We start from the raw sequence: 14,332 nt of genomic DNA, 5'->3' as shown, positions 1-14,332 counted from the left end.
GCTTTTTTTATACGTTCCTAAAATAGTGAGAATATTTTAGAAAAACAAGCACCCGAATCAGAGCTTGGGGGAAATTATTCAAATGGTCAATGCCACGGAAAACAGAAAGTCGAAAAACATGGATTGTTTTTTGGTCTCGTAACCCGTTCTGAAACCTAAATTAACCGGGAATGGCAGACGGAAAAAATGGGAATCTACAGTCGCTTCGATTCCGTAGGAATAGAAAAATTTAGAACGTAACCTGTTTTTTTCTTTTCCCGCGTCGAAGAATACTCCTGCGGTCAGGCGTTTCATGTATAAGACCGGGCCTACATGCGCATCCGGATAACAAACGGGCATTTTGTAACCGGAATGAAGAGTGGATAATCGATGGCCTCTGAGTGTCATGCCCCTTGGAGAGAGGATTTCGTTGCTGAAGTAATTATTTGTGTTTGATTTCTCCTGATGCCCTAAATAAGCGTAAAATGAGTGATGCGGAACAAATCCCGGAAAATAGAACCTGCCTTCTCCCCACCAGGTATTTCCGTAATCTAAATTTTCAAAAGGAGTGTGAGCGAAACCGGCTTCTAACCGTTGCCCCCATCGCGGATTTATATCGCGTGCATTCATTCGGGTCTGATTGTAGAATATGATACCGTATTGCATGATTTGCAATGTCCTATCTGGGTTCTTAAATTGATAATCGTTGGGATGGGCGATTTGCCAGAGATTTTTTTTGAAGTCGTATACGGATCCGAATTCTTTTATTTTGTTTTGATGCAGGGTTTTTAATTCGTATTTCACGTAAGGGGTTAGTGTCCTGAGAACGTTTTTGATATTCAACGTAAATGGAAATTGTATGACCGTATTTAGTTGTGTGTATCGGTTGGTATTGTATATGAGAACGGTGTCTTGTTTGTGGGTGATCAGGTTCGTGGCGTTGTAATCTATGTTCGTCATATAATCGTCTTGTCTTCCGCTTTTGAATTCAACCTGAAAAACGGGCCAAAACCCTTTATAAGTAGCTTTGATTTGCCAGTTGCCGTGGGGATAGTCCCTTCCTCGCACGTAGCCTGCCGTAAGAAATAGTGTGCTTAATTTATTCTGGGAACTTACAGCAATGCCGAAATCGATATCCATGTCGTCTTTATCCGGGAAAATAGGTCCCCAGCTATGAAAATTGAACAAATGGAGAGCTTTGTTGTATTTTTTGCTTTTGTAAACGGAGTCTTGAGTGAATTTGAATTTCCAGTTTTCCAGACGGGTTAACTCTTCGGCTAATGGAAAACATTTGGAGCGGATATCCGTCTCCTCGAGCTGTTGTAAAGCTATTTTTCCGGGCTTGTATCCGTCTGCCGTATAAAACGAAAAGTAAAGCGTGTCTTTTTGTGGGGAAAGGGCGGGGTAACGGATTCCGAAACGACCGTTTAAGATGTTTCCTCCAAAGTGCAAAGAATCTTTTTGTCGGTAGAAGGAGTTATTACCGTTAAATGCTGCCCGGTAGAGGGTCTCTCCTTTCAGGTCGATCGGGTTGTCTAACTCGTAATTCGTTTCCGGTGTGACGGATTCTCTCTTTCCGTTTTTCAGGTCAATCCGTTCTAACCTCTTTCCGGAAGGGGAAACGACAACCGTTAAGATATACTTCTTGCCGTCGAAGGAGGGATGAACGAAAAGTTCATGTTCTTTGCCTTTCAGACGGAAAAGCTCTTTTTTAAATGTATGGTCCGTGATAACAATCGAAGCCTGGTTTTCCTTATTTACTTCCACGAATCCCCAGTTTTTGCCGACGGCAAAAGGTGCGAACCGGTTGAAAGATGCCGGATGTCTCGTGTATTTCCGTTTTTGCATGTCGAAACTGGCTAAGACCATTTTTCCTCCGTGTTGCCAGCGAAGATTGGGTTTATATTCCGACCATACCAATTTATGTTGATTGTAGGCGAATTTGCAATCATACAGTACTCCCGGACGTATGAGAATCGATTCTTCTCCTGACTTCAATCGAACGAAAGCTCCTGCTTGATTCAACCCTTGTTTGTAGGCGATGATTTCCCCTTGTCCCGCGGGGGTAGGATAGTGATAGTTGGCATAAACCGGATTCCGGGTGGCAAGCGTATCGAAGTGATTCTGTGTGCTATCGGCTTCTCGCTTCCATAGCTGTTGCAATTCGCTGAAATTATCCCGGTAAAGGGTACGTTTGGCATCGCAATGGGTATTTGCCTGCTTTACACTGTCCGGGTCGACGAAGAAAGAACGGAAACGGGGAAGAGCCCATAGAGAGTCCCTCTTCTGTTTTAGCGTTATTTTCAAACTTCTGGCAAACGGGGTAATTCCATACGGACGTTTCCCGACTCTCGCGAGAGCATCTTGCCAGATGGCGTTTCCGTAATGTACCCGACTGTTTCCGGCCATAAAGTATCCCATAGTGTAACGATCCGGAACGAAATCCCGCAATGAACCCAATACGGCTTTATCATAAGAGTAAAGTCCCTTTTCTACGATCTGTGCTTTCATTTCATTTAAAAATTCCGGGGAGCGTCCTCTTCCGTTCGTTCCGATGGAGGTCTCGAAATCGGTAGCGTCTCCTTCGAGGTACCACATCGGGATATAAAGTCCGATGATGGCCATTGTCATTTGTTCCCCGAAAATATAATAGAGTACTTTGCTGAAACCTTGATTTACCTTATCGTATTGTATGACGTGACGAAATTCATGTACGCAAAGATGTTCCAACCAGGTGTCGTCGGAACTTTGCGGGGGAGTTGTGTACAGTTCGCTCTTTTTGGGAGCCCATCCCGCGTTTCCGTTTGATATACCTCCGTTGGCCCGTACGATCATGGATATTTTTTTGGCTTTTATACCTAACGAGTTACCGTGTGCGTATAGTTTGGCATATATATTGGCTATATATTGAGCTTGTTCTTCGAAAAAATCGGGATATATAATTTGAAACTCATCCGTTTTAATTTGACGCCAGCGGGTGAAACAGGGATCTTGCCCTAAATCGACAAATTGGGCTTTGACCGTCGACAGGGGTAAAGTGGAAAGCAGAAGTACTGCGATACGAATAAATAGGGGCTTAAAATCAAGATGATATCTCATGTTTGTAAATTTCAACCGGTTTGTAAACGATACAGATGCGCTAAAATATATTTTTATTTTAATATTTTCTACATCTATATAAATTATCTTTGTGAACGAACTTACGTACAATAGGTTTGTAGGGTTCGGGGCATTGGGGGAGGATAAATTGATAAAATGAGAATCAAGGTTGGTTGTTTCGTAGAATGGATGGTAACGGAGGAATTATGGAGAATATAGAAAAAGAAAGAATAGCAGAGTTGAGGAAACTGTTGGAGTATTATAATTATCTCTATTATGTAAAAAATGCTCCTCGGATTTCAGACATGGAATTCGATAAATATATGCACGAATTGGAGGCTTTGGAGGATAAGCATCCGGAATGGTACGATCCGAATTCTCCGACCCAACGCGTGGGAAACGATTCCACGAATGAGTTTGTGCAAGTATCGCATAGATACGGTATGATGTCTCTTGCCAATACCTATAGTGAACAAGAGATACGGGATTTTGACGAGAGAGTTCGTAAAGGACTTGGAAATGAAGAGGTGGAGTACGTGTGTGAGTTGAAATACGATGGTACTTCCATCAGCTTGCGCTATGAAGACGGGAATTTGAAGGTTGCCGTTACACGCGGGGACGGGGAGAAAGGAGATGATGTAACGGCGAATGTGCGTACGATTCGTACGATTCCGTTACGTTTGCAGGGAGATGATTACCCGGAAGAGTTTGAGATACGGGGGGAGATATTGATGCCGTTTACTGTTTTCAACCGTTTGAACGAAGAGCGGGCGGAGGCGGGGGAGGCCTTATTTGCCAACCCGCGAAATGCGGCTGCCGGAACTTTGAAATTACAAAATTCTTCCATCGTGGCGAAACGTCAATTGGATTGTTATCTGTACTATATACCCGGGGACGATACGCCCGCTCCGACGCATTATGGTAATTTGCAGAAGGCCAAAGAATGGGGATTTAAAATTCCCGCGAATATAGAGATTTGTCGGGATGTGGACGAGATTTTGGGTTTTATCAGGAGATGGGACGAGGGGCGTAAAACCTTACCGGTACCTATAGACGGAATCGTGATAAAAGTAAATAGTATTCGTCAGCAGTTGCAACTGGGATATACGGCAAAGTCTCCTCGTTGGGCCATTGCTTTCAAATACAAGGCGGAGCGTGTAGAAACCCGGTTAATAGATGTAGTATACCAGGTGGGGCGTACCGGTTCCATTACGCCGGTAGCTAATTTGGCCCCGGTACATATTGCCGGAACGACGGTAAAGAGGGCTTCTTTGCATAACGAGGATATTATACGGGAACTGGATCTGCACCTTCATGATTGGGTTTACGTGGAAAAAGGAGGAGAGATCATACCTAAAATAGTGGGGGTGGATAAGGCCAAACGAGAGGTGGATGCTCCTGTTATTCAATTTATTACTCGTTGTCCGGAATGCGGTACGGAGTTAATAAGACACGAGGGGGAAGCCAATCACTACTGTCCGAACGAAGATCATTGTCCTCCTCAAATAGCTGGAAAAATTGAGCATTTTGTGAGTCGTAAAGCGATGGATATCGAGGGAATGGGGGGAGAGACCATCGATCTGCTATTGAGTAAGGGATGGATTAGGGACGTTTCGGACATCTATGAGTTGCCGGCTCACCGGCAAGAGTTGATCGGAATGGAAAAAATCATTTATCCTGAAAGCTATGTGATGAATAGTATTCCTTTATCCAAGGTTATTTATGCATTTGAAATAGGAATAAAAAACATATCGGTAAAAAACGCGGAGGCTTTGGCGGAGCATTTCGGTAGCTTAAAGGCATATAGCGAAGCATCCGGAGAAGAATTACTGGCGATTGAGAAATTGCAGTTTACCGGCGATCGGAGAAAGAACGTAAATAAGATCGTGGATTATTTTCGTTTGCCTTTTAACGAAATGTTAGAGCGATTGAAAGAGGCGGGAGAGGTGGACATGATTCCTTTGAATCAGGTGATTTATGCCTTGGGTATTCCGGGTGTCGATCGTCACAAGGCAGACTGGCTGGCTGTCGAATTTGATTATCTCTATCGTTTGGCGGTAGCTTCGGAGAAGGAGATTGCGACGGTAGAGGGAATAAGTGAGGAGGAGGCTTTACGGATATATTTGTTCCTGCGGGGGAAAGAAAAATTCATTCGTAAATTGAATACTTTAAGAGTTTATCGCTTGCAGGAGAAATCGGTGGATAATTTGATTGCCGGGATTGAGAAATCGAAAGAGGCGGATTTGCCTGATTTTATTAATGCATTGGGGATTCGTTATATAGGTGAAAGTGCTTCCCGGAATTTGGCTCGTCATTTTAAATCATTGCAGGCGATCATGGATGCCTCTTACGAGCAGTTGATAGAGGTCGAGGATATCGGGGAACAGATGGCCCGGAGCGTGCAACGTTATTTCGAAAAACCGGGAAATAGGGAGATGATGGCCCGTTTCCTTCAACGGGGCATACGGGGAGAGATGCGTGAAGAAGAGGGCGAGAGCGATGTCTTTGCCGGAATGACTTTTGTGATCACGGGTACTCTTTCTTTACCAAGGGAACATTTCAAGGCTTTGATCTTAAAGGCGGGTGGAAAAGTAAGTGATTCAGTATCTTCGAAGACCACTTATCTCTTGGCCGGAGAGAATGCCGGAAGCAAATTGAAAAAAGCGGAGAAATTAAATGTAACCATTTTGTCTGAAGAAGAGTTTAATAAGATAATAAAAAGTGAATAATGAGAGATGCATGATATTTCTGGTATAAAAGTATTATCTTTACGTTAGATTAAAAAAAGTCGGGAAACGACAAGAATTATGGGAAGAGAAGAAACAAGACGATTGAAACAGATAATGACCTCTGCAGGAGAAGAAGCAAGACGATTGGGCAACTCGAAGATTTACCCGGAGCACTTGTTTTTAGGTTTGTTGAGGTTGAGAAGTGGTCGGGCGATTGATATATTAATATCTTTGGGGTTGGATTTTTACGAGGTGAAGGATAAGATAGAACAACGGCTCGGGGGAAAACGTTATAAATCGGAAAATGTAACCGATATTGATTTTACACTTGCGGCTAATAGCGTATTGAAGCGGGTTGTGGAAGAGGCGTGGGATTTGGGTGACGAAGAGTTGGAATCCGAGCATGTGGTATTGGCCATTTTAAGGAATCAAGCGGGATTTGTGACCAAATTGTTCAAGAGCATGGATATTGATTATGACATTTTTAAGGAAGCTGTCTTAAAAGAGAAAATGCGCATGCAATCAGATTATAACGAAGAGGGGGATGATTCGGAAGATTCCGAAGATGATTCTTCCATGTATAATCCCTATCGTCAAGGAGGGACGGCATCCGTGAAATCGGATACTCCTGTGCTGGATAATTTCGGAATCGATATTACCAAGGCGGCGGAAGAGGGAACGTTGGACCCGATCGTGGGACGTGATCGGGAGATCGAACGTTTGGCCCAGATATTGAGTCGCCGGAAGAAAAATAACCCCGTGTTAATCGGAGATCCGGGGGTCGGAAAATCGGCTATCGCGGAAGGTTTGGCTATTCGGATCGTACAACGGAAGGTCTCCCGGGTATTGTTTGACAAGAGAGTGATCGCCTTGGACATCGCTTCGATTGTCGCCGGTACGAAATACCGCGGACAGTTCGAGGAACGGATGAAAGCCATATTGGCGGAGTTAGCCAAAAATAGAAATATTATTCTGTTTATTGATGAGATTCATACCATAGTGGGGGCCGGAGGTTCTGGAGGAAATTTGGATGCAGCCAATATGTTGAAACCGGCGTTAGCCAGAGGAGAGATCCAATGTATAGGAGCTACGACGTTAGATGAATACCGACAGAATATCGAGAAAGACGGGGCTTTGGAACGTCGTTTCCAGAAGGTATTGGTCGAGGCGACTTCATTTGATGAAACCGTGGAGATTTTGAATAATATAAAATCCCGTTACGAGGATCATCATAATGTTCGTTACACGGATGAAGCGATAAAGGCTTGCGTGAAATTGACGACCCGTTACATATCCGATCGGGCATTGCCGGATAAAGCGATAGATGCTATGGACGAGGCTGGATCGAGGGTACATATTGCCAATATTAATGTTCCGCCGATTATAGAAGAGTTGGAGACCTCGATTGAAGAGGTGAAGGAGAAGAAAAAAGAGGCGGTAAAACAACAGAATTTCGAAGTTGCCGCTGCTTTCCGGGATAAGGAGAGACAGTTGTTGAAGTTGTTGGAGGATGAAAAAAATAAATGGCAGCAGGAATTGGATGAAAACCGGATTACGGTAACGGAAGAGGATGTGGCCGAGGTTGTGGCTATGATGACGGGGGTACCCGTGAAACGGATAGCCAAGACGGAGGGCATGAAATTACTGCAGATGCATGACGAATTATGCGAGAGTGTTGTGGGGCAACGGGAGGCTATTGAGAAGATCGTGAAAGCGATTCATCGGAATCGGGCCGGATTGAAAGATCCGAATCGTCCGATAGGTTCGTTTATCTTTTTAGGTCCAACCGGAGTGGGTAAAACGCAGTTGGCTAAAGTACTTGCCCGCTATCTGTTTGACTCGGAAGACGCGTTGATTCGTATCGATATGAGTGAGTACATGGAGAAATTTGCCGTATCTCGTCTTGTCGGGGCTCCTCCGGGTTATGTCGGCTACGAGGAAGGCGGACAGTTAACGGAGAAAGTACGTCGCAAGCCTTATTCTGTCGTGTTGTTGGATGAGATTGAAAAAGCTCATCCTGACGTGTTCAATATCCTATTGCAATTGTTGGATGACGGGCAGTTGACCGATAGTTTGGGACGTAAGGTCGATTTTAAGAATACGATCGTAATTATGACCTCCAATATAGGTAGTCGCCAATTGAAAGATTTTGGTCGCGGCATCGGTTTCGGATCGCAGGATCGGACCGGGGATAGCGATTACGCGAGGGGGGTAGTGCAAAAGGCTTTGAAGAATGCTTTCTCTCCGGAATTTTTAAATCGTATCGATGATATAATCATGTTTAACTCCTTGTCGAAAGAAGATATCTATAAAATAATAGATATCGAACTGAAAGGCTTGTTCAAGCGGGTGGGCGATCTCGGTTTGAAGATTTCCATTTCTAATGAAGCGAAAGATTTTATTACTGAGAAAGGTTTTGATCCGCAATACGGGGCACGGCCGTTGAAACGGGCGATACAAAAGTATTTGGAAGATGAGTTGGCGGAAGTCATTATTAAAGGAATTCCGGAAGGGAGCGAACTTCAGGTGGATTACGATAAGGAAAATGATAAAATTATTATAAATGAAAAAGAGGCTTGAAAAAGCCTCTTTTTCATTGGACGGTTTAATGTTTATTTTTTTAGTATTTTCTGTACGGCTTTTACCATGGGCTCTACACTTAAATCGTGACCGGTAGCTTGTAACATCCATTCGTTGGGTGTGAGGCGCCCGAGTCTGAAAATACGGTCTACTTCCTGGGAAAAGGTTTTTCCGTTCAGGTAATCCTCTAACTGGAATTCTATGATTTGTCCGAAAGCGTATGCCGATAAGTAGAGGGGGTAGCTGATCATATGAGAATAGATGGCTAAGATCGTTTCGTCTTTCTTTCCGAATACCGGAGCGTAATAAGTGTTCCATATCTCTTTTGATAGAGAGATAACGGCATCTCTCAATTCGGATGCCGTAGCGTCCGGATGAGCGTACATCCATTCCCAAGTTGCGATATCCAACATCGAAACTCCCATGATCTCGTACAAGCTCCAGAATTTGTCCAAAACGTCCATCTCTTCTTTTTCCGGGTTATTGTCTTCGATTCCTAATAATTGAAGATCCCGTTTTTGAAAAATGAAGGCAAGGGCTTCTGTGAAGGCGGTATTGGGAACACCGCTCATCATGAAGTTGTCTACGTCGTACATGGAGATCGTTTGTTCCACGTTGTGTCCGAATTCGTGGACGGCAATGTTATATCCTTTGTAGTCCATTCCTTTTGCCGGAATACGGGTGCGGAGGTGTGATCGTTGTCCTTTCATGGCTGCTCCCCAGGCATGACCGGAACCTCTCGCTGCATCGACAGCTATTTTATCGCAAATATAGTTAGCCCTTTCGGGAGTGAATCCCAATTGGACGAGGATATCGGGTAGTCCGGTCTTAAATGCCGCGGCATCCGGGTAAAGTTGTCGGGTTTGGGCGTCTAATTTGGTCTCATCCAGGCTGCTTCTTGCCTTAAATCCGTCGTACCAGATGTCATAAGCCTCTAATTTGCGTCCGAGGCGTTTGGATATGATTTTTCCTACGGCCTTTAATTCCGGTGCGGTTAGAAACTGGGTAAACAGAGTTTTAACATCGTTAAGAGAGATCTCCATCTCCCCGGAGAATTTTCGTTCTATGAAATTTTTGCCCGTGTAGGGATCTATGGCTTTTACGGCATGAAAATTATTTAGCATACGCCGGTAGCGTTCCGTGGCCTCGGGGATTACGGAGACTGGCTCCCCCTTTGAAGAGATGGTATTGGAATAAGGATTCCAATCGTACGCTCCGGAGTTGATGACTTGTGTCGGAATCTCTTGCGTAATGATTCTCTTCATGACTTCGTATACGGTACGTTGTTTATCCAATCCCTCTTTTCCTTTGTTATAGTTTGCTTTAATTTCATCCCGAAGGTTCCAGTGTGAGAGTAGAATCTTATCATCCGGAAATAGTTTTTTCCCTTTGGCGTTCGACACGTGTCCCATGTATATGTTATAATCGGATATGTAAACGTCTGCATCGCTCTCCGATTTTACTTGGGCTTGGATTAATTCGGAAGGCACCCTGGAGGTGAAAATATCTCCTAAACGAGCGTAGGCCCAAGCCTGTCGATCTGTCCCGATTGTCTCTTTCACTTTTAAAGGAACTTCCGGAAAATTCAACGCGATGATAAACCCGATTTTATTCGCGTAAAAATCATTGATCAAGTGAGAGCCGGGACTATAAGCACCGAACAGGGGATCTATTTCGTCTAAAGGTCCGTTATCTTGATGAAGATTCAATTGTAATTGTAGCGTTATTTCATTGAAATGTCCCCACAAAGCTTCAAAATAATTACTGATCTTTTCAAAAACCCGTTGTTTCGTTACGGGATCCGTAAGGTAATTTTTGATACAAAAAGATTGGAAATCGTTAGTATTTCCGTCATCTGATTGCCATAGGCGAGCTACTTGTCTTACTCCTGCTTCTACGAGTTGTTTATCCGTACCTCCCTTTGCTTGTATGGCCGTGACGGTTGTCTGAATGGTTTCTTCCGGTATGGAAGCACGAGTTGTTAAACCGACGAATAAACATACCATAAATAATGAATGCTTAAGGATTTTTTTGTTCATGGTGTAAAGATATGACGTGTAAAAATAAAAATAGGAAGCTGTCGAGTCCGAACAGCTTCCTGTTTTTTTAATTGTTATCGATTAAGTAATTGGAAATAAACGACATCTTCCCATTCGTTACCTCTGCGAAGCCAGTCTTTGCGATATCCCGTTTGTACGAAACCTAATTTTTCAAAAAGCTTCCGGCTACCAACGTTGCCGCTGGGAACACTGCTGTACACCTGATTGAGGCCTAATGTTTCAAAGCAGTAATCGAGCATTAAACGGATGGCCGATGTCGCGTAACCTTTTTTCCGGTATTCGCTGTTGTGAATCATTACTCCGATTCCAGCCCGTTGATGATAAGGATCAAAATCGTATAGGTCGATTAATCCCACTGGGGTTGCCGGATCTATAAGTTCAACCATGAGACGGAGTTGCTTGGTCGTGTAAATGTCCAGATGAGAACTTTCGATGTATTTTTTTAGCGTAAATAGAGAAAAAGGGGTTAACGTGTCGCTTACTTCCCACAAGTCCATATCGTTCTCCCATTTATAAAGGCATTCCAAATCTTCTGGTTCCAATGGCCTTAGTCGAATTGTTTCGTCATTGATCATAAGTTGATGATTTTATAAATTTATTTTAATCTATCTTTTCTATCAGCATCCAAATATACTATTTTCCTCCTTTCCTCTATGTTAATTTTGAAATTAATCTAAGGGATTCAAAAAAATAAATTAAATTTGAAAACCCATTGAATAGATTTTGGAATGCTGTAGGAACTATGGATTATAATTTACTGAGTGTCATCGGGGCAACCGCAACGGGAAAGACCGCGTTAGCCGTCAGGCTGGCCGCAGAGTTGAACGGAGAGATTATTTCGGCCGATTCGCGGCAGATATACCGGGGTATGGATATCGGTACGGGTAAGGATTTGTCCGAATACGAATACGAGGGACACCCCGTACCCTATCATTTAATGGATATTGCAGATGCGGGTTACCGGTATAACCTTTTTGAATACCAGCAGGATTTTTTGAAAGTATGGGAAGATTGCAAAAGAAGGGAAGTATTTCCTGTATTATGTGGAGGGAGCGGATTGTATGTGGAGTCCATATTGAAAGCTTATCGGATGACTCCGGTGCCCGAAAATACGGAATTAAGGGCTCGCTTAGCTTCTAAGTCGTTGGCTGAATTGGCGGAAATATTAGCTTCTTATAAAACATTGCATAACACGACGGATACGGATACGGTAAAACGGGCGATTCGGGGTATCGAGATTGCCGAATATTACCTTACGCATGAACCGGAAGAGGGGGCATTCCCTGAAATACGATCTTTGATTGTAGGAATTTTGTTTGATCGGGAGAAACGGAGACAACGAATAACCGAACGGTTACAGGCTCGTTTGAAAAGCGGGATGGTAGAGGAGGTGAAAGGATTGTTAGATGGAGGAATTAATCCGGAGGATTTGATCTATTATGGTTTGGAATACAAATATATAACTCTGTATTTGACAGGATGTTTGAAATACGATGAAATGGTCGAAAAGTTGAATATAGCCATTCACCAATTTGCCAAGAGACAAATGACCTGGTTTCGGAAAATGGAACGAGACGGCTTTGATATCAAGTGGTTGAACGGAGATATGCCGTTGGATGAAAAAGTAGATCAGGTAAAATCCTGGCTTAAGGAGACGTGATCAATCATGTCCGTCGCATCCGCAATGATGATGTTCCTCTTCGTCATCGTCCTCTTTCGAGGAATCAAGCATCTCTTCCAAATGGAGAAGTACACCCTCTAACAGAAAAGCTTTGTCGTCGTCTGCCGGTAATGCTTTTATCCGTTCGATAGCTTCTTTTATTTTTACTTCGGATAGGTTGTCCGATAGATTTTCGATGACGGTTGATGCTTCCAGGGCTGAAATAAAGTCATCTTTCAAAAGAATATCCAAAAATATATCCATGTATTCAGAAAAGTCAATGGCCGATTCCCAGCATATGCGTAGTAGATTCGGTTTTTCGGAATTATTTGCAGCCTGAATCAGTTTTTCCATCAGGATGGTTTTGAATCCCGAATCTTTAATATCGGAGAGGAGAGAAGTGATATGGGTGATAATGACAGGCTCTTTGCATTGCAGTAAAATGTCCAATAGTTCCGGAACGATGGACAGATCTCCTTCCGTTTTGATCTGTTCTATCGCTTCCGTTACTAAGTCGATATCATTACTCCCTAATTTCTTGAGAATATCTTGTTTGTTTTCCATGGTCTTGTTGAATTAAAACTTCTTCTTTTATGTGAAAATGAAGAATAGGCAAAGATAGTGATCATTTGCGGGAATTTTTTGCCCTCGGATGGAAATTTATGATGGTATCCCTTAAAAAAGTATTGTCCAGGTGGGTATAAATTTCCGTGGTAAGAATAGATTCGTGTCCCAGCATATCCTGAACGGCCCGTATGTCGGCTCCTCCGTTTACAAGATGTGAGGCAAACGAGTGTCGGAGGGTATGCGGAGAGACGGTTTTATTGATACCTGCTTTTAAGGCTAATTCCTTTATGATATTGAATACCATTACTCTCGAAAGAGCTTTTCCTTTTTTATTTAGGAAAAGGACGTCTTCATACCCTTTGGCTTTAGGAATGGCGGCCCTGTGCGTTTTCGTGTATATTCGTATTTCGTCTTTCGCTTTATTGTTTAAAGGCACTAAACGTTCTTTATTGCCTTTTCCTTCAATTTTAATGTAGCCCACTCTGAAATTGATATTGGAAAGTTTCAGGTTTACCAGTTCCGATACGCGTAGTCCGCAAGAGTACAGCGTCTCTATGATAGCTTTATTGCGTTGTCCTTCCGGCTTCTTCAGGTTTACCGCATCAATCATGGCCTCGATCTCCTCTACGCTCAATACCGACGGTAATGCTTTCCCTATTTTCGGAGTATCTAAAGAGGCTGCGGGGTTAACGGTAATCACTTCATCGTAAACCATAAATTTAAAAAAGGATTTTATGCTGGAAATACTTCTGGCTTGACTTCTGGCTGTGATACCGGAATCTTTTAATCGGGATAAATGGTTGTTAAGGATAGCATATGTGATCTCTTCGGGTTGAAGTTGCGGTTCTGATTGTAAACTGAATGCGGCTAACTTTTTTATATCGTTCAGGTAAGCTTCTACAGAATTGCTTGAAAGAGATTTTTCTAAAGTTAAGTACGTTTTAAAATTATCTATCGCTTCATTCCAGGTCATCATGTTTGTGAATTAAGTATTATCAGTTTATATACCCTATATATCCCTACCTTCAATTCAATGAAGGTAACACAGAGGGATAAACATGGGAAATTCGATGGCTAAAGATAAGTGATTTTTATATGCGACCGACACCATTTGGTAAGTTTAACAAAGAAAAGGTTCAGATAAATGTCATAATAAAAAATTAATATTCTGAGAGATAAATGGCCTGTTTACGATCGTTTTTTGTTAATTTTGCAGAAGAATAAAAACGAAAAGTATGAAACTATTAATTATAAATGGTCCCAATCTGAATCTTTTGGGTGTCAGAGAAAAATCGATTTACGGGGAGACCTCTTTTGACGCTTATATGGAAGCATTAAGGAGAGAGTATCCGGACGTGGCGATCGGTTATTTTCAATCCAATATAGAGGGGGAATTGATCGATAAATTGCATGAAGCAGGTTTTTCTTATGACGGGATTATATTGAACGCCGGGGCCTATACACATACTTCTATTGCCATAGCGGATGCGATTGCCGCGATCGAGACGCCTGTAATCGAGGTGCATATTTCCAATACGGCCAAACGGGAAGAATTCAGACATAAGTCTTATTTGACTGCGGTTTGTCGAGGGGTGATAACCGGGTTCGGATTGAAATCCTACGAGCTGGCCTTGCGGGCGTTTCTTTAAAAAAGAAAA

9 protein-coding genes and 1 pseudogene are annotated in these 14,332 nt (G+C 42.9%); 5 read left to right on the top strand and 5 right to left on the bottom strand.

Annotated elements, in window-relative coordinates; all coding sequences use genetic code 11:
• Window positions 1–78 precede the first annotated feature (78 nt).
• Entirely contained in the window at window positions 79–3,078 is a 3,000-nt protein-coding gene (locus DMB45_RS09075) for a hypothetical protein (protein WP_041504812.1), read from the bottom strand.
• Between the two features lie 206 nt (window positions 3,079–3,284).
• Between DMB45_RS09075 and ligA the strand changes: the two are divergent.
• From ligA to DMB45_RS09065, 3 genes and pseudogenes are all read left to right on the top strand, one after another.
• A pseudogene (gene ligA / locus DMB45_RS09070) lies at window positions 3,285–5,021 on the top strand (NAD-dependent DNA ligase LigA); the annotation flags it as partial.
• Window positions 4,995–5,807, top strand: coding sequence for a helix-hairpin-helix domain-containing protein (locus DMB45_RS15115; protein WP_438829967.1), 813 nt, complete (start codon window positions 4,995–4,997; stop codon window positions 5,805–5,807). The pseudogene ligA and the gene DMB45_RS15115, both read left to right, overlap by 27 nt.
• A 78-nt stretch (window positions 5,808–5,885) precedes the next feature.
• The gene (locus DMB45_RS09065) at window positions 5,886–8,387 is read left to right on the top strand and encodes an ATP-dependent Clp protease ATP-binding subunit (protein ID WP_041502288.1); all 2,502 of its coding nucleotides are present in this window, start codon (window positions 5,886–5,888) and stop codon (window positions 8,385–8,387) included.
• Window positions 8,388–8,419: 32 nt separating this feature from the next.
• On the opposite strand, the gene DMB45_RS09060 is transcribed toward DMB45_RS09065, so the two are convergent.
• On the bottom strand, window positions 8,420–10,393 hold the full coding sequence (locus tag DMB45_RS09060; RefSeq protein ID WP_235375030.1) for a hypothetical protein: 1,974 nt from the start codon (window positions 10,391–10,393) through the stop codon (window positions 8,420–8,422).
• Between the two features lie 107 nt (window positions 10,394–10,500).
• Window positions 10,501–11,022 (bottom strand): GNAT family N-acetyltransferase, encoded by a 522-nt coding sequence (locus DMB45_RS09055; protein ID WP_041502286.1) that lies wholly within the window; start codon window positions 11,020–11,022, stop codon window positions 10,501–10,503.
• Between the two features lie 167 nt (window positions 11,023–11,189).
• Between DMB45_RS09055 and miaA the strand changes: the two genes are divergently transcribed.
• The gene (gene miaA / locus DMB45_RS09050; protein ID WP_041502285.1) at window positions 11,190–12,107 is read left to right on the top strand and encodes a tRNA (adenosine(37)-N6)-dimethylallyltransferase MiaA; all 918 of its coding nucleotides are present in this window, start codon (window positions 11,190–11,192) and stop codon (window positions 12,105–12,107) included.
• Here the strand turns inward: miaA and DMB45_RS09045 are convergent, their stop codons facing one another.
• Together DMB45_RS09045 and xerD are read right to left on the bottom strand one after the other, a co-directional pair.
• Window positions 12,108–12,671 (bottom strand): hypothetical protein, encoded by a 564-nt coding sequence (locus tag DMB45_RS09045; protein ID WP_041502284.1) that lies wholly within the window; start codon window positions 12,669–12,671, stop codon window positions 12,108–12,110.
• A 61-nt stretch (window positions 12,672–12,732) separates the two neighbouring features.
• Window positions 12,733–13,647, bottom strand: coding sequence for a site-specific tyrosine recombinase XerD (gene xerD, locus DMB45_RS09040; protein ID WP_041504847.1), 915 nt, complete (start codon window positions 13,645–13,647; stop codon window positions 12,733–12,735).
• 262 nt (window positions 13,648–13,909) lie between these two features.
• Between xerD and aroQ the strand changes: the two genes are divergently transcribed.
• The gene (gene aroQ, locus DMB45_RS09035; RefSeq protein ID WP_041502283.1) at window positions 13,910–14,323 is read left to right on the top strand and encodes a type II 3-dehydroquinate dehydratase; all 414 of its coding nucleotides are present in this window, start codon (window positions 13,910–13,912) and stop codon (window positions 14,321–14,323) included.
• Window positions 14,324–14,332: the final 9 nt, after the last annotated feature.

The sequence above is a fragment of the Sanguibacteroides justesenii genome (genome assembly GCF_003204205.1).
In the GTDB taxonomy this organism is placed as follows: Bacteria; Bacteroidota; Bacteroidia; order Bacteroidales; family Marinifilaceae; genus Gabonibacter; species Gabonibacter massiliensis.
Note: the sequence above shows the minus strand (reverse complement) of the source record. Positions and strands in the feature narration are given on the sequence as shown.